Annotated in this window: 11 protein-coding genes; 9 read left to right on the forward strand and 2 right to left on the reverse strand. The window is 35.7% G+C overall.

What is annotated here, in order from left to right; all coding sequences use genetic code 11:
* Nucleotides 1–71: 71 nt before the first annotated feature.
* The gene (locus DOS84_RS04075; RefSeq protein WP_111408836.1) at nt 72–2,993 is read right to left on the reverse strand and encodes a PAS domain S-box protein; all 2,922 of its coding nucleotides are present in this window, start codon (nt 2,991–2,993) and stop codon (nt 72–74) included.
* A 218-nt stretch (nt 2,994–3,211) separates the two neighbouring features.
* The gene (locus DOS84_RS04080; protein WP_111408837.1) at nt 3,212–5,227 is read right to left on the reverse strand and encodes a PAS domain-containing protein; all 2,016 of its coding nucleotides are present in this window, start codon (nt 5,225–5,227) and stop codon (nt 3,212–3,214) included.
* A 353-nt stretch (nt 5,228–5,580) separates the two neighbouring features.
* On the opposite strand from DOS84_RS04080, the gene DOS84_RS04085 reads away from it, so the two are divergent.
* From DOS84_RS04085 to DOS84_RS04125, 9 genes are all read left to right on the forward strand, one after another.
* Nucleotides 5,581–6,891 (forward strand): TolC family protein, encoded by a 1,311-nt coding sequence (locus DOS84_RS04085; RefSeq protein ID WP_111408838.1) that lies wholly within the window; start codon nt 5,581–5,583, stop codon nt 6,889–6,891.
* Nucleotides 6,892–6,960: 69 nt separating this feature from the next.
* Nucleotides 6,961–8,052 carry an efflux RND transporter periplasmic adaptor subunit gene (locus DOS84_RS04090; protein WP_111409072.1) on the forward strand — a complete coding sequence of 364 codons (1,092 nt, stop codon included), beginning with the start codon at nt 6,961–6,963 and terminating at the stop codon, nt 8,050–8,052.
* A gap of 226 nt (nt 8,053–8,278) precedes the next feature.
* A complete protein-coding gene (locus tag DOS84_RS04095) occupies nt 8,279–11,470 on the forward strand; it encodes an efflux RND transporter permease subunit (protein ID WP_111408839.1) in 3,192 nt (1,063 codons plus the stop codon).
* Between the two features lie 78 nt (nt 11,471–11,548).
* Nucleotides 11,549–11,854, forward strand: coding sequence for a hypothetical protein (locus DOS84_RS04100; protein ID WP_111408840.1), 306 nt, complete (start codon nt 11,549–11,551; stop codon nt 11,852–11,854).
* 16 nt (nt 11,855–11,870) lie between these two features.
* Entirely contained in the window at nt 11,871–12,056 is a 186-nt protein-coding gene (locus tag DOS84_RS04105) for a YgaP family membrane protein (RefSeq protein ID WP_111408841.1), read from the forward strand.
* Nucleotides 12,057–12,247: 191 nt separating this feature from the next.
* A complete protein-coding gene (locus DOS84_RS04110; RefSeq protein ID WP_111408842.1) occupies nt 12,248–14,605 on the forward strand; it encodes an arylsulfatase in 2,358 nt (785 codons plus the stop codon).
* A 56-nt stretch (nt 14,606–14,661) separates the two neighbouring features.
* The gene (locus DOS84_RS04115) at nt 14,662–15,219 is read left to right on the forward strand and encodes a glycine zipper domain-containing protein (protein WP_111408843.1); all 558 of its coding nucleotides are present in this window, start codon (nt 14,662–14,664) and stop codon (nt 15,217–15,219) included.
* Between the two features lie 423 nt (nt 15,220–15,642).
* Entirely contained in the window at nt 15,643–16,251 is a 609-nt protein-coding gene (locus DOS84_RS04120) for a MarC family protein (protein WP_111408844.1), read from the forward strand.
* 122 nt (nt 16,252–16,373) lie between these two features.
* Nucleotides 16,374–17,771, forward strand: coding sequence for a DUF2252 domain-containing protein (locus tag DOS84_RS04125; RefSeq protein WP_111408845.1), 1,398 nt, complete (start codon nt 16,374–16,376; stop codon nt 17,769–17,771).
* Nucleotides 17,772–17,889 lie beyond the last annotated feature (118 nt).

The following is a 17,889-nucleotide window of genomic DNA, read 5'->3' on the forward strand; positions in this document are numbered from 1 at the left end:
TCCAAATTATCAGGAACTGTTTAAAAATTTGGGATTACAATAATAAGACAATTGTTATTTCTTTAGACAAATTATGATAATTGCTTTTTGGGCAGCCATTTATGAAGTATAGCATCCAAATCATCTTCGGTTATTGGTTTGGAAACATAATCATTCATTCCAAACTCTAGGCATTTATCTTTTTCACCTACCATGATTCCAGCTGTTAAAGCTATAATGGGTATTTTTTCTCCTTTTTTGTGGCTTCGAATTTCAATAGTGGCGTCATATCCATTTTTAATTGGCATTTGGATGTCCATCAAAATCAAATCGGGATTATTAATTTCAAACTGCTCCACCCCTTCCTGTCCGTCTATGGCTTCCAAAATAATTGCATTCGGAATAATTCTTTTCACTAATGTTTTTGCCAAGAACATATTTATTTTATTGTCTTCCACAATCAAAATACGAAGTGCATCCAAATTGTTTGTACTTGCAACCTTCCGAATTGTCTTATGAGGCATCAACTCAGCAAAATTATCTTTAAGAGGTTGCGCTTTTTTAAATTTAACAAAAAAGAAAAAATCACTACCATCACCATATTTACTTTTCAGTTGCAAATTACTGTTCATTAATTCAAGAAGTAAATTGGAAATAGCCAACCCTAAACCTGTCCCTCCAAATTTTCTTGAAGTGGCACTATCCTCCTGTACAAAGGAATTGAAAATTTTCTTTTGATTGTATTGCTTGATTCCAATACCGGTATCTTTAATTGAAAATTTTATGGTTGCATTTTTTTTACCTCCTTTTACTTGATCAACATCCAAATGAATATGTCCAAAAGAGGTAAACTTTAAGGCATTACTAATTAAATTCACTAATATTTGTTTCAATCGAATCGAATCTGCATATATGTATTGCGGTACGCATTCTTCGATAGTTAGTGATAAAGCAATATTTTTCATATTGGCCTGATGTTTAAACAAATCTATAACTTGATGTAAGAGCCTAAAAAGATCAATATCCTCTATATGTAATTCTAATTTACCGGATTCAATTTTGGCGAAATCCAGAATATCATTAATGATTTCCATTAGTGAATTTGCAGAAACATTCACGGTTGACATATATTCCAATTGATTTTTTTCGAGATCGGTTTTCATCAATAAATCGGTAAAACCAACGATACCGTTTAATGGAGTTCGGATCTCGTGACTCATATTGGACAAAAAATCCGATTTGGCTTTATTGGCTTCCTCGGCCTGAATTTTAGCTTTTTTAAGTTCTTTATTGATTTGTTTTAATTGCTCATTAATTTCCTCATATTCAATGTATTTTACATACAAATCCTTCTCGTTTTCCTCCGCTTTTTCTTTGGAACGTATTAACTCTAATTCCAACAATTTATGATCGGTTATGTCCCGAATGGTTCCCACAACAACAGAGGGTTTGTTATTGTCATCCCACTTTAAGGTTCCAATTCCATGCAGCCAGCGTTCGGCTCCGTCATTTACCCGTATGATTTTGTATTCCTTGTCAAATGCCTTTCTTTTATTTATGACTTCCTCTTGAAAATACGCCTCCAAGTCCTCTTTCCAGGAAGGATGTACTATATTCCCCCAAGATTCTTGATTTAGGTCATAATTAGCATCTATACCCAAAATACTATTTAGTAAATCAGTCCTCGTCCATTTTCCAGTATTCATATTGATGCTATAAGTTCCTAATTGCCCTATGATTTGGGTTTCCTTTAAAAACTCTTCTTTTTCCCTTAACGCATCTATTGTTTGAATCCGCTCCGTAATGTCCTTCACAAATAATAAAACTTGCTTTTCTGACAGTTTAACGGCGTCAATAGACCAGCATCGCAAAGTCCCCTTTTTATGGATAAACTGAACTACATCATTTGAAGTTCTTTTCTTTGAAAGTGTTTCAAATATGCTTTCAATTTTTATCAGAGAATCCGAAGGAGTCAGATCCTTAAGTGCCTTCTTCAACAACTGAGCTTTAGAATAACCAGTGATTTTTGATACCGCCGGATTTACTTCCAAAAAATATCCTTCTTTATTTACTACTATCACACCATCGGGTGCATTCTCCACATAGTTTCTAAATTTGGCATTACTCAGTTGCTCTCTTTCTTTCTCTTTTATAGCCGCCACTTCTTTCTCTTTGGCCAAAATTTCGCTCTCGATTCTCCTATTTTCAGTTATGTCTTGAGCTACTCCTCTCAAAATAAGAATCTCTCCTTTTTCGTTTGCAATTGGAACTCCAGTACCATAAACCCATTTGAAGCGGTTGTTGGGAAAGTGAAGTTTATGGGTAATTTCATAAGGCAGTTTTGTTCTGACTGATTCATTTATCTTGTTATTGATAATCTCTTTATCTTCCTCTGAAAAATGGTTTAGATATCGTTGATACAAGTTTTCATTAGTATCGTTGGGAATCTCAAAAATACGATACAATTCTTTGGACCAAGTAAGTTCTTGAGTTTTTAAATTAAATTCCCAACTCCCTATTTTGGCTATTTTTTGGGCGTCATTTAATGAGTTTTCACTAGCTATTAGCTGCTCTTGAATATTTCTAATTTCAGTGATGTCTCGTCCAATGGAATACACAAGGTTTTTTGAAGGATTTATAATGGACGTCCATTGAACAGATAAAATTTCTCCTTTTTTTGAAATTATTCTATTTTCAAAAATTACTGAAGTCTTTCCATTTAAAAGTTCTTGAAGTGCTGCCCTAGTTTTGGCTATATCTTCAGGGTAAATGTATTTGATATAGCTATTCAATAATAACTCTCGTTTGGAATAGCCTAATTTTTTAATAAATACAAGATTGAATTCTTTGAAGTAACTATTTAAATCTGAAACACAAATGAAATCTGAGGTTTCTCTGGTAAAAAATTCATAATTAGCAATTGAATCTATTTTCTTTTGCAATAGCGAAATCTTATTTTCTTGTTTTTTTATTTTTTGCAGTAATTCTTCAATAGATGGTATAGTTTCTTTCATAATCTCAAAACAAAATTGAATTAATAGACAAAACCAAATGACAAAAAACAGAAAACTAAAGATATAAAATTTATATCACATAACATACTAATAAATAAACAATTAGAACACTACCACTACATTAGAACAAAAAAAATCTTCCTTTACTATTTTCATAAAAGAAGATTTATTATTACTAATAAAATAGTTTCAAAAGAAAGAAATTGTAACTTTTTAGATTAATTCTTCAACCATTTCAATAATACTTTTTCTAATTGGTTTTGAATAATAGGTTTTGTAATATAATCAGACATTCCGTGTTCCATACACTTTTCTTTTTCACCGTTCAAAACTCCAGCCGTTAAGGCAATTATCGGAATATGCTTGGTACTTTCCGATTTTCTGATTTCCAAAGTAGCATCATAGCCATTTTGAATTGGCATTTGAATGTCCATCAAAATCAAATCCGGTAAATTTTCCTCTGCCAAGACCACTGCATCATAGCCATTTGCAGCTTCTATCAGATCACAATTTTTTATAATTTTACGCACCAACGTTTTGGCCAAAAGCATGTTTATTTTATTATCTTCAGCAATTAATACCTTAAAATTAGTGAGTGAATTTGACAGATGCGAAGTCATATTTGAACCCAAATTCTCTTTTACTGACAAATCATTCTTCTCACAAAATATTTTCTCAAAAGCAACCGTAAAAAAGAATTCGCTTCCCGCTCCATAAGCACTGATCAATTCCAATTCGCTATTTTTTAATGCTAAAAGTTGACTTGAAATTGCCAATCCCAACCCAGTTCCTCCATATTTTCTGGTTGTGGTATTATCCGCTTGAACGAATGATTGAAAAATCTTCTTTTGATTATAGTCTTTAATTCCAATTCCCGTGTCTATTACCGAAAACTTAATTTTTGAAGTCGTTTTATCTTCCTCAACTTGAGCCACTTTCAATTTTATGTGCCCCGAAAAAGTAAATTTCATCGAATTACTTAACAAATTCACCAATATCTGCTTTAATCGAAAAGAATCTCCCTTAATACATTTTGGCACATTAGGATCAATATCAAGCAACAAGTCGATTTTTTTGAAATTGGCTTCGTATTTGAATAAATTTACGATTTGATTTGACAATTGAATAATATCAATTTCCTCAGTACTCAATTCCAGTTTACCTGATTCAATTTTTGAAAAGTCCAATATGTTATTGATAATTTCCATCAAAGTATTGGCAGATTCATTGACTGTTTTGAGATATTCCAATTGGTCATTATCAAATTTTGTCTTCAATAACAAATCCGTAAAACCAACTATCCCGTTGAGTGGCGTTCGTATTTCATGACTCATATTGGCCAGGAAATCCGATTTGGCTTTATTGGCGGCTTCGGCTTTCTCTTTGGCTTTGATGGTGTCATCAATTTGTTTTTTTTGAGTAATGTCTTGAACTACCCCCTTTAATGCCACTACATTATTATTTTTGTCCATTATAGGAACTCCAGTACAAAAAACCCATTTTGTTTTTTGATCTTTTAAAATAATTCGGTGCTCCATTTCATACGGCACCTTATTCGAAATGGTATTATATACATTTTTATTTAAGTCTTCAGCGTCCTCGGATACAAAACAGGATAAATATTTGGCATATAACTGCGGATCACCAGGGAAATTCTCTATTTCGAATATTTCATATAATTCATTGGACCAATTTAATTCTTGAGTCACTAAATTAAAATCCCAACTCTCGATTTTTGCAATTTTCTGAGCTTCATTAAGTGATTTTTCACTAGATAAAAGTTTTTCCTGTGTTTTTCTGATCTCTGTGACATCTCGAGCTATAGCATAGATTAAATTATTGGCGGTATGCAAATTGGCTCTCCATTGTAAACAAATCGATTCCCCATTTTTTTTTATATATCTATTTTCAAAATCGACTGTAGGATTGTTTTGGGTTAAATTTTGGACTTCTTCCAAAGTTTTATCTAAATCATCAGGATGTATAAATTCAAGAAAAGGCCTTGATAATAATTCTTCCTTTGAATAGCCTAAAATTTTAGGAAATTCATCATTGACTATTTTGTAATAAGCATTAGTATCGGCGATGCAAACTAAATCTGGGGATTCTTTTACAAAATATTCAAAATTGGTTATAGCAAACTTTTCATCATTTAATTTTTTAATTAGCAATTCTTGTGCCTCAACTTTTTGGAGTAATTCGTCATACGTAAACTCCTTTTTCGTCTTTTCCATTATTAGAAATTAAATAATTAGTGATTGCTGTTCCAAAATTTTTATAAATATAGCACAGTCTTTCACAAAAAAAAACACCTATTGAAAAAAGAAAAAAATTATTATTTTTTCAGTGATAAATCAATTATGAATAAAAATTCGCTTTGAACCCTGATTTTAAAACCAGATTACAATCCTTTTAACAAAAAAAACAATTCTTTAGAAATTATTAAAAGTTAGTCTGTCTACATTTATTTCGATGCATTGAATAGTGTTTTTTAAGTTTTTTTTATTCTAACTGCTCATTGTGACAATTGTTACTGACTATCGTTTTTCATCATTCTAAATTTGCTTCATAATTTAGAAAATCAATTATGAAAAAAATCAATTTTATACTACTGGGAATTCTTTCAATTACACATTTTGCATACAGTCAAGATACAATAGCTATTTCTAAAAAAGACATTTGGGCAAAAGCAGCTGACAAAAATTTGCAAATCAAGATGGCTAATCAAGATTTCAAATCAGCTCAGGCCGACTATCGTCAATCGAATTCGTTGTTCTTGCCCAATATTTCAGCTTCGCATACATCTATGGCAACGACCAATCCGTTGATGGCTTTTGGTTCCAAATTGAATCAGGGGATTTTAACACCTTCGGACTTTGATCCTGTAAAACTGAACAATCCGTCACAAACCCAAAATTTTGCGACCAGAATTGATGTTTTGCAACCACTTATCAACGTTGATGGATTGTACGGGCGACAAGCTGCCAAATCCAAAATGGATGCGTATCAATTGCAAACCGAAAGAACCAAAGAATACTTGGAACTGGAAATCAACAAAGCGTTCATGCAATTGCAAATGAGTTACAAAGCAGTAAAAGTGATTGAAAAAGCAAATGCCACGGCGGAAGCCAATTTGAAATTAATTCAAAATTATTTCAATCAGGACATTTTGCAAAAAACCGATTTATTATCGATGCAAGTGCGCGTCAATGAAGTTCAAAATCAATTGCAATATGCCAAAAGTAACATTCAAAACGCTTCGGATTATTTGGCTTTTCTATTAGATGAAGGCACTGCGAATAAAGTGTATAAACCCATTGAAGAATTGGACAATGTCATTATAGTTGATGCTTTCAACACTTCTTTATCGGATAATCGAAAAGACATTCAAGCAATGAACAAAACAACCGAATCCTATGGCAAAATGTTACAGTCGAGTAAAATGAATTTCTTGCCCAGATTGAACGCTTTTGGAAGTTATGAGATGTATGCACAGCAACTTTTCGGATCCAATTCAAATGGCTATGTAGTGGGTGCACAATTATCCTGGAATGCTTTTGACGGGTATAAATCGATTGGAAAAATGGAAAAAGCCAAAGCCGATTTTCAAAAATCGGAAATCGAAACCCAACAATACAAAGCCCAAAGCCAAATGGAATTGAGCAAAGCCAACAGACAACTTAGAGATGCCGAAAACAAAGTGAATTTAGAAAAACTGGCTTTGGAACAATCCAAAGAAGCCTACCGAATAAGAAGCAATCGTTTTACGCAAGGGCTTGAAAAAACCACCGATTTATTGCTCACAGAGACTCAAATGTATCAAAAAGAATTAGAGTATTTACAAGCTGTTTTTGAATACAATTACACACAGGAATACTTGCAGTTTTTGACAAAATAAAAAAGTTCAATTTCAATGGCAATAGCAAAAATCAATTTCAATTTTAATATCAATTATAAAAAATATACAATGAAGAACATCTTATTTAAATCAGCCATAATCACTCCCTTATTTGTTTTACTGCTTTCCTCTTGTAATGGCGAGAAGAAAGAATCTCTAACTAAAGAGCCTGCTATCGCTGTAAAAGTTAGTGGTGCATCTGAAAACAACAGCGGGCAATTTATAACAGCCAGTGGAAAAATTGAAGCCGAAAACTCGGCCAATTTGAGCACTAGAATGATGGGTTATGTAACCAAACTTCACGTTCAAGTGGGACAAAAAGTGGGTGCGGGACAATTATTAGTCAGCATCAACAACACCGATTTGCAAGCTAAAAAAGCGCAAGTGGATGCCAGTATTTTGCAAGCAACAGCGGGCTACAACAATGCCAAAAAAGATTACGATCGTTTTGTGAATTTATTCAAACAACAAAGCGCTTCACAAAAAGAATTGGATGATATGACTGCCCGTTACGAAATGGCAAAAGCAGGTTTGGAAGGCGCCAAACAAATGCGCAACGAAGTGATGGCACAATTCTCCTACTCGAATATCACCGCTCCTTTTTCGGGTGTGGTAACCAATACTTTTGTAAAAGAAGGAGACATGGCCAACCCTGGTATGCCATTGGTAAGCATAGAAGGTGCCTCAAGATTGCAAGTTACAGCTATGGTTTCAGAAAATGACATTGCTGCTATCAAAAAAGGGATGGCGGTGAAAGTGTTGGTAAAATCCTCTAACGAAAGCTTGAGCGGAAAAGTAAGCGAAGTGAGTCTATCAGCAAAAAATACAGGAGGACAATATTTGGTGAAAATCAATTTGGACAAAACCGACAATACTGTTTTGTCCGGAATGTTTGTGAACGTACAGTTTCCCGTTGCCAATGCTATTCAAACAAAAACAAACGAAAAAGTTTTGGTTCCCAAAAGCGCTTTGGTGCAACAAGGACAGTTAACTGGAATTTATACTATTGGAACTGGAAATATAGCCATATTAAGATGGTTACGTATTGGTAAAAACTTTGGCAATCAAGTAGAAGTTTTGTCTGGCTTATCGGCAAATGAGCAATATATCGTTTCGGCTGAAGGGAAATTGTATAATGGAGCTTTGGTAAGTGTTCAATAGTCAGACTGCAGAAATCAGATTGCAGGTTGCAGATTTTAGAATGCAGATTACATTAAGAAAATAGTTTGATAAAATATTGAATTCATCATTAATTCCGCGTGAGGGATAGTAGTGAAAATCCTTTTTATTAATAAATCCCGATAGGGTTTATTAATAAAAAGATTGAAACGGATAGCCCGACCCAACCTTTTTCGGGAGGGTCACGCCCAAATAAATAAAAGAAATTATGCAAGAAGGAATTTCAGGTAAAATAGCCCATTTTTTCATCAATTCGAAATTAACGATATTGTTAATGGTAGCTTTGATGATTATAGGAGTGTACAGCTCGTTTCTAATCCCTAGGGAGGAAGAACCACAAATAAATGTTCCGATGGCCGACGTAATGGTGGGCTATCCCGGCGCAAATCCCGCCGAAGTAGAAAGTCGTGTGATCAAGCCTTTGGAGAAAGTAATCTCGAATATCAAAGGGGTTGAACACGTGCACAGTATGGCTATGAACGGTCAAGCGATGTTGATTGTACAGTTTTTTGTGGGGCAGGATGTGGAGCGTTCGTATGTAAAATTATATGACGAATTAGCGAAACACGAAGACATGTTTCCGCAAGGCGTTTACAAACCAATGGTAAAAACCCGCTCGATTGATGATGTGCCGATGCTTGGAATAACGCTTTGGAGCGAGAAACAAGATGCTTTTCAGTTGCGTCAGCTTGCCGAAGAAGTGACTTCGGAAATTGAGAAAGTAAAAGATGTGGCCATTACCAAGGAAATTGGTGGAAACAATCGTGAACTGAAAGTGATTTTGGACAAAGATAAAATGGCCGAAAATGGCGTGGATGCTTTGGGCGTTATGCAAATGATTCAGGCCAATAACAGCAGTTCACAATCGGGTAGTTTTGTCAATGCGGACAAAGAATATTTGGTTACCACGGGACAATTTTTATCGAATGCCGAAGATGTAGAAAACTTGGTTGTGGGTGTGAATAAAAACCTGCCTGTCTATTTGAAACAAGTAGCCAAAGTGCAAGATGGTCCCTCTACTGCCAGAAGTTATGTATCGTTTGGGTATGGCAAAGCCAATGAAAAATTCAAAACTGCTAAATCCGAATATCCTGCTGTGACTATTTCTGTAGGTAAAGTGAAAGGTGCAGATGCGATGAAAATTTCGGCAAAAATTATTGCCAAAATTGAACAATTAAAAAAGAGTTTAATTCCAAATGATGTACACGTTGAAGTAACCCGCAACTATGGCGAAACGGCTTCGGACAAAGTGGGCGAATTGTTGCTGCACTTAGGAATTGCTATTATTGCCGTGACGCTTTTGGTAATGCTTGCTATGGGCTGGCGCGGTGGATTAGTCGTTTTCTTCTCCGTTCCATTGACGTTTGCGCTGACGTTGTTTGCCTATTATTTATTGGGCTACACGTTAAACAGAATCACGCTTTTTGCCTTGGTTTTCGTGGTAGGAATTGTAGTCGATGATAGTATTATTATTGCCGAGAATATGCACCGCCATTTCAAAATGAAGCGGCTACCATTCAAACAAGCGGCAATTTATGCTATTAATGAGGTAGGAAATCCAACGATTTTGGCAACGTTTACCGTAATTGCAGCGATACTTCCTATGGCATTTGTATCTGGAATGATGGGACCTTATATGAGTCCGATGCCAATTGGAGCTTCGATTGCGATGTTATTGTCATTGTTTGTGGCTTTGACAGTTACACCTTATTTGGGATATCATTTACTTCAGGAAAAAGAAGAGCAACAACACAAAGAATCCGAAGGAATGGAAACGAGTTGGGTGTATAAAATTTACAGCAAACTGGAACGCCCTTTCTTGGAAAGCAGTGCCAAAAGACGCATTCTGGTGGCAGTAACGGTGTTTTTGTTATTTGGATCTGTACTGATGTTTTTTACCAAATCGGTAGTGGTAAAAATGTTGCCATTCGATAATAAAAACGAGTTTCAAGTGGTGATTGATATGCCCGAAGGGACTACGCTGGAACGTACGGCTGCCGTTACCAAAGAAATTGCTCAGTATCTGTCGACAAAACCCGAAGTGGTGAATTATCAAAACTATATTGGGACATCGGCACCTATTACGTTCAACGGTTTGGTACGTCACTATGATTTACGTGGCGGTAGCAATATGGCCGACATACAGGTGAATTTATTGCACAAAGAAGATCGTGATTTACAAAGTCACGCTATTGCAAAAGAAATGCGTCCCGAGATTCAAAAAATAGCCAAGAAATATGGAGCCAATGTGAAAATTATTGAAGTGCCGCCAGGGCCTCCTGTATTATCGACTTTGGTTGCTGAGATTTATGGACCTAATTATAAAGAACAAATAAAAGTGGCGCATCAAGTAAAATCGATTCTTGAAAAAACCACTGATATTGTTGATGTCGACTGGATGGTTGAGGATAACCAAACCGAATACAAACTGAAAATCGACAAAGAAAAAGCGATGTTGAATGGAATTGCACCTCAACAAGTGGTAGGCAATCTAACGTATTTATTGAAAGAATACCCGGTTTCGAATTTGTATGATGAAAATTCCAATGATAATGTGGGTATCGTGCTTTCGCTTGACTACAAAGACAAAACGAGTTTGCAGGACATTGAGAATCTAAAAATTAAAGGAAGTCAAGGAAATATGATTCCGGTGAGTGATTTGGTAAAAGTAGAAATGGACACTTTGCAAAAAACCATTTATAGAAAAGACCAAAAAAGAGTGGTTTATGTAACAGCTGATATGGCTGGAGCACTAGAAAGTCCTGTATATGCTATTTTGGGAATGAATGAAAAACTAGCCAAAATGCAATTGCCAAAAGGATACAAAGTCAACGAACTCTATATGGAACAACCTACAGACGAAAGTGATTTTACCGTAAAATGGGATGGCGAATGGCAAATTACTTTGGAAGTATTCCGTGATTTGGGAGTGGCATTTATGGTGGTTATCGTGATTATTTATATGCTAATTGTGGGTTGGTTCCAAAACTTCAAAACGCCGATGGTGATGATGTTGGCCATTCCGCTTTCGCTAATAGGAATTGTGTTTGGTCACTGGTTGCTGAATGCATATTTCACCGCTACCTCTTTCATCGGAATGATTGCATTGGCTGGGGTAATGGTGAGGAACTCGGTATTGCTTATCGATTTTATCGAAATTAGATTGAACGAAGGCGTACCCTTGAAACAAGCCATTATTGAGGCTGGAGCAGTTCGAACCACACCAATTTTGCTTACCACAGGTGCCGTAGTTATAGGAGCTTCCATTATTTTGTTTGACCCTATCTTTCAAGGTTTGGCTATTTCATTAGTATTTGGAGCCATTGTCTCTACAGTATTAACCTTGCTGGTAGTGCCTTTGATTTACTACATCACCGAAAGAAAAAAATGGGAGAAATAAAAAACTAGTTTCATGTTTAAGGTTTCAAATATCAGAAACCTTAAACTTTTAAACTCATAAACCTTCAAACACGAAAAAATGAAATTATTACTCATAACCGCAGTCAAAGAATTTGAAAAAGAAATCAAGCAATTGCTCAAAAAGGCAGCCGTTCATTCCTTTTCATATCAAGAGGTAAAAGGATTCAAGAACAATACTGTTGAAGCAGTGGAGTCCAATTGGTTTGGAAGCGAAATGAACGAAACCGATTCCATTCTTTTTTATGCTTTTACAGCAAAAGAAAAAGTGAATGCTTTATTTGAACTTGTGGAATATTTCAATATGGAGCAGGAATCGGTATCTCACATCCATATTGCCGTTCTTAACATCGAAAGATCAAATTAATTTAATATTAAAGAAAATGAAAAATAGAATCGTACGAGGTATAGCAGGTACTTTCATCTTAGCCAGTTTGTTATTATCCATCTATGTCAATCAAAATTGGCTGTGGTTTACGGCCTTTGTAGGTGCCAATTTACTACAATCATCTATAACCAAATGGTGTTTGATGGATCAAATCCTAGACAAATTAGGGGTGAAAGACTAGAATAAAAACGAAATCTTATAAAAAACCGAAGCAAAATGTTTCGGTTTTTTTGTGCTTTGTATCAGCCCCCAATTTTTTTAAAGATTACCCTCATTAATATGACGTAAATCATTTATTATCAGCGATAAAATTATTAAATTTAACAATTAAAATTTATTTTCTAGTAAAAACAAACTTATAACTAAAAACTAATGAAAGTAAGACAAAAATCAAAAAAAATCTACACTATTCACCTATGTGCTTTGCTGTTGGCAATTGTATCGGTGCAGGCACAAAACACAACAAGTGAATTTGATCGTTCCGTACTTCCTATCAAAGAACCAGTGCGAAAAAGCTATACCGAACTCGATGTTCGCAACGCCACTGCACCTCCCCGATTTAATGTTACAGCACCAAAAGGAGCTCCCAATGTGGTAGTGATTCTAATCGATGATATGGGTTTTGGCGTTTCGGAAGCTTTTGGTGGTCCTATCACTACTCCAAATATGGATAAATTAGCAAATAATGGAATAAAATACAATCGATTCCATACCACTTCACTTTGCTCACCTACGAGAGTAGCATTGCTTACCGGATACAATCATCACAGCAACAATATGGGTTGCATAGGAGAAGCAGCAACTACCTTTTCTGGATATACATCTGTAAGACCACAAACCATTACACCAATGGCCGAAGTGCTTCGCCAAAATGGGTATAACACAGCTGCTTTTGGAAAATATCACGAAACTCCACCATGGGAAATCTCTAATTCAGGTCCACAAGACCGTTGGCCAACCCGCTCTGGATTTGAAAAATTTTATGGCTTTATAGGTGGTGAAACCAATCAATGGGCTCCTTTGATCTATGATGGAGTTACACTTGTTGAAACACCTGAGGATCCTAAATATCACTTTACAACCGATATGACCAACCAAGCTATTTCTTGGGTACGTTTTCAGCAAGCATTATCACCAGATAAGCCTTTTTTTATGTATTATGCACCAGGAGCTACTCATGCACCGCATCACGTTCCTGCAGCATGGATCGAAAAATACAAAGGAAAATTTGACCAAGGTTGGGATAAAGTAAGACAACAAACCTTGGAACGTCAGATTAAATTAGGTATTGTGCCAGCAGGTACTAAACTTGCCCCAAAACCTAAAGATATAAAAGATTGGGATAAACTTTCAGCCGATGAGAAGAAGTTATTTTCACGTCAAATGGAAGTCTACGCAGGATTTGCCGAACAAACCGATTATGAAGCCGGAAGACTTATTTCCAGTCTTGAAAAATTAGGTGTTTTAGACAATACCATAATTGTATTCATTGCTGGTGATAACGGTGCTAGTGCCGAAGGACAAATGAACGGGATGTTCAGTGAAATGACCTATTTCAGTGGAATACCTGAAACCGTTCCAGATATGTTGAAACATTATGACGAATGGGGTTCTGAAAGTACGTATCCACACTTTTCAGCGGGGTGGGCAGTTGCTATGGATGCTCCTTTTTCTTACACAAAACAAGTAGCATCTGATTTTGGAGGTACAAGAAACGGAATGATCATTCAATGGCCAGCAGGAATCAAAACTAAAGGTGAAGTATGTTCACAATTTGGACATGTTATAGACATCGCTCCAACTATTTATGAGGCAACAAAAATACCTGCCCCAAAAATGGTAAATGGTATTCAACAAGATCCTATAGAAGGAACTAGCCTATATTATACTTTTAACGACGTTAAAGCAAAAGAACAACACACAGTACAATACTTTGAAATGTTTGGCAACAGAGGAATATACCAAGATGGATGGTTTGCACGTACCGTTCACAGACCTGCTTGGCAACAAAAACCTAATAGCACACTTCAAGAAGACAAATGGGAATTATATAACACCTTAGAGGACTTTAGTTTGAATGTTGATTTAGCTTCTAAAAATGATAAAAAACTCAAAACAATGCAGGAATTATTCATGAAAGAAGCAGAAAAATTCCATGTCTTACCTCTTGATGACCGTTTGTTGGAAAGAACCAATGCCGAATTAATGGGCAGACCAACAGTAATGGGCAATAGAAATACCGTAACTTATGGCGAGGGTATGAAAGGAATGGGAGTTGATATTTTTATCGATTTGAGAAATACAGCCTATACGATTACTTCAGAAGTAGCAGTAGATACTAATGGTAACGGTGTTATTGTCTGTCAAGGAGGACGATTTGGCGGTCTGTCTTTTTACATAAAAGATGGAAAACCTGCTTTTAGTTATAATTATTTGGGAATGGAATCAACCCAAATAATAGCTCCTGAAGCTCTGAAACCTGGAAATTATAAATTGGAATATGATTTCAAATATGATGGAGGAGGAATGGGTAAAGGAGGTATTGGAACTATTTCCGTAAACGGAAAAAAAGTTGCGGAAAAAAGAATTGAAAAAACACAGCCTGGACTATTCTCTGTTGACGACTTAGCTGATATCGGTGTAGACGATGGTACCCATGTTGCTGATTATGGCAAGTTCTCAAAATTCAATGGCAAAATTGAGTACGTAACTATTGAAAAAAGAAAATAATTCCGCCATTTGGATCTAAATATAAGTTTATATAATCAATAGAAAAAATAAAAAAAATGAAAACAAATTATTTATCCAAAGCAATTAGCAGACTTTTTATGCCCGTTTTATTAGTTGGTTTTTCGCATTCTTTTTTTGCACAAGAAAAATTACCCACTACACTAGATCCCTCAAAAATGACGTATAACCAAATTTCACAAAGTCTGAAATTGTTTGTATATCCTTCGAAAGGACAAAGCCAGGAAAAACAGAAAGCAGATGAATTTGAATGTTACAAATGGGCTGTGGATCAATCTGGTGTGGATCCTATGAACATGACAAAAACTCAAGCTCCACCACCACAAGAAGGTCCTACAGGTGCCGGAGTAGGAGGTGCTGCAAAGGGAGCGTTAGTAGGGACTGCCATTGGTTCTATTAGTGGTGATGCAGGCCAAGGTGCGGCAATAGGAGCCATAGCTGGTGGTGTTGCTGGAAGAAGAAAAGGAAAACAGGCACAGGCTCAACAAAACCAGCAGGCACAAGCCACTGCAACTGCAACTGACCAAGCAAAAAAAGATAGTTTTAAGAAAGCCTTTTCTGTTTGCATTGAGGGAAAAGGATACACTATTAAATAATAAAAAATAATTAGATGAAACCGCTAAATTCTATAATAAATTGCATTTTTAAATTATATACCTTTTAAACAGATAAAAAAAAACATTCGACTTCTAAAACTTATGGGTCGGGATGAAAATGTTTACCATATAAAAAACATAAGAACAGATAAGACCCTGCTTAAATGACCTTATATTTTTATTTAGAGATTCTCTAAAGACCTTTATTTATCCCAAACAAAAAACGCAGAAAATCTAATTAAAACACTAATATTCAGTACTTTTACATCAACAAATAAACATAAATTAATTAAAATAATAGTATAAATATTCGACGCCTTTACGTCCAATTAATTCTTTGGATTTTTAAAAGAAGATTACAACTTTAAGTTGAAAACTATTTAAAGACAAGCTGACTAATTAAAAAACAAAACTCATTAAGTGATGTCATTCGAAATGCAGATATTTTCGTTTCTTTTCCTAATGCTTGGGCCTTTCAAAGTTATCGTGCCATTCGTTAAAATCACGATGAACGCAACTCCAAAACTTTCTCGGAATATTGCATTTCGAGCCACTCTTTTTTCTTGTTCAGTTCTATTAATAGCAGCTTTTCTCGGTCAAAGAATTATGAGTAGTTATGGCATTCCTATGCCAATTATGGCTCTAACTGGAGGAATTATACTTTTTCTTGTGGCACTTCTTAACGTTATAAAACAGTTTGAACCTCCCACAGGGAAAAAGGATTTTGTTACAACCCCAACATTGAACATGGCATTAAATCCACTTGCTTTCCCAGCAATAGTAACTCCTTATGGAATTGCTGCACTTATCGTTTTCCTTTCCCTTAGCCCTAATTTAAAAACTAAACTAACCATTGGTGCTATAGTCATAGGAATCATGTCTTTAAATTTAATTGTAATGCTTCTATCGAAGAGTTTCTTCAAACCACTCTCTTTAATCCTTTCACTAATTGGAGTAATTCTGGGCATTATTCAGGTAGCACTTGGACTCATGATCATTATTAATCAAATCAAGAAAATATTCGCCTTATAATTGTCTAACAAGAATTACACCCCATAAGAGTACAATTTTTGAATGATATATAGACTCCTTTTAGTGTTAGAAATAAAAAAACAAGGTTAAAATGTAAATAAATATAAGTAACCAAAAAGGCCATGGACAATCAAACAATAAGTTATTTTAAATCGAAAGCCAAAACGATTGAAGAGCGCTTTGCAGAAGGCAAAGCCCTGCGAGATAAATTCCCCAGAAAGAAACAAGGAGAATACAAACCCGATCCTAACCGTGCCGATCCTATTACAATATTAGAAGAACAAGGAAAAACTCGCCTTACTGAACTTGTACCTATCCGGTACGCCCGAATGCTGACTTCTCCTTTTGCGTTTCTCCGTGGTTCAGCTGCGATAATGGCAGCCGATCTTGCAGCTGGTCCTAAACCTACCGGAATTAATGTTCAGCTATGTGGTGATATGCATTTGGCCAATTTTGGTGTATTTGCTTCAGCTGAACGCAACATGATTTTCGGCATCAATGATTTTGACGAAACCTTGCCAGGACCTTGGGAATGGGACATAAAACGGCTTGTGGCAAGTATAGTTGCTGCAGGTGTATTTTTAGGTGCCAATAAAGATTTATGCAAAGAGAGTGTCTTTGCTGGAGTAGCTTCATATAAAAAACACTTAAGAGACTATTCCTATATGGGACATATGGAATTAGCTTATTCTACAATGACCGAAAAAGAGCTACTAAAAAAACTACCTCCCGTGGTACAAAAAGGACTTAAAAAAATAACTGATAAAGCCCGAGAACGCACCAACTTTCAAGTACTTAGTAAGCTAACAGATATAATAGATAATAAATATCGATTACGAGATGATGCCCCTTTTATTGTACACGAAACACACACAAAAAGCGGTAGACCAATCGATGAAGCTTTGGGATTATTTCTTGAATCCTATATGCTTTCCTTGAGCGACAATCGTAAGGAATTACTAAAACATTACCGTATTATCGATGTGGCACGTAAGGTTGTGGGTGTGGGAAGCGTGGGAACAAGATGTTGGGTTGTTTTTCTTTTAGGAAACAATTCTCAAGACCCTTTATTTTTACAGATAAAAGAAGCCCAATCCTCAGTATTTGAAAATTTTATTCCGAAAAGCACTTATCAGAATCATGGACAGCGCGTGGTAGCAGGACAAAGATTGTTGCAGGCCGCTCCGGATATTTTTCTAGGCTGGGGAGAACAGGATGGCATTCATTTTTATGTACGTCAGTTACGCGATATGAAAGGCGGTGTCGAATTCGATCCTGATAAAGTAAACATTGAAAACATGCCAGAATATAGCAAACTATGTGCTTGGGCATTGGCATTGGCTCACGCCAAATCTGGAGATGCAGCCATGATTTCAGGTTACATCGGAAAAGGTGATGAATATGATGAAGCCATGGTTGAGTTTGCCTTTGCATATGCTGATCAGACGGAAAAAGATTATCAAGCAATGCAGGCAGCGGCGGCGAGTGGCAGAATCAAAGTTGCTAACGCGGAATCCTAAAATCAAACCATTTTTTCTAGCTAAACTATATAACAAATTTTAATTATACTTGTTAACAACGGAGAATTCACAATTCAAAACAGCAATATTCTGGTATAACAAAGACTGAAATTTAACG

The organism is Flavobacterium aquariorum, from assembly GCF_003254745.1.
Lineage (GTDB): Bacteria > Bacteroidota > Bacteroidia > Flavobacteriales > Flavobacteriaceae > Flavobacterium > Flavobacterium aquariorum.

Excerpts from the sequence above, each read along its gene's own strand:
- DOS84_RS04075 (WP_111408836.1), bottom strand. The coding sequence starts at position 2,993 with ATGAAAGAAACTATACCATCTATTGAAGAATTACTGCAAAAAATAAAA.
- DOS84_RS04080 (WP_111408837.1), bottom strand. The coding sequence starts at position 5,227 with ATGGAAAAGACGAAAAAGGAGTTTACGTATGACGAATTACTCCAAAAA.
- DOS84_RS04085 (WP_111408838.1), top strand. The coding sequence starts at position 5,581 with ATGAAAAAAATCAATTTTATACTACTGGGAATTCTTTCAATTACACAT.
- DOS84_RS04090 (WP_111409072.1), top strand. The coding sequence starts at position 6,961 with ATGAAGAACATCTTATTTAAATCAGCCATAATCACTCCCTTATTTGTT.
- DOS84_RS04095 (WP_111408839.1), top strand. The coding sequence starts at position 8,279 with ATGCAAGAAGGAATTTCAGGTAAAATAGCCCATTTTTTCATCAATTCG.
- DOS84_RS04100 (WP_111408840.1), top strand. The coding sequence starts at position 11,549 with ATGAAATTATTACTCATAACCGCAGTCAAAGAATTTGAAAAAGAAATC.
- DOS84_RS04105 (WP_111408841.1), top strand. The coding sequence starts at position 11,871 with ATGAAAAATAGAATCGTACGAGGTATAGCAGGTACTTTCATCTTAGCC.
- DOS84_RS04110 (WP_111408842.1), top strand. The coding sequence starts at position 12,248 with ATGAAAGTAAGACAAAAATCAAAAAAAATCTACACTATTCACCTATGT.
- DOS84_RS04115 (WP_111408843.1), top strand. The coding sequence starts at position 14,662 with ATGAAAACAAATTATTTATCCAAAGCAATTAGCAGACTTTTTATGCCC.
- DOS84_RS04120 (WP_111408844.1), top strand. The coding sequence starts at position 15,643 with ATGTCATTCGAAATGCAGATATTTTCGTTTCTTTTCCTAATGCTTGGG.
- DOS84_RS04125 (WP_111408845.1), top strand. The coding sequence starts at position 16,374 with ATGGACAATCAAACAATAAGTTATTTTAAATCGAAAGCCAAAACGATT.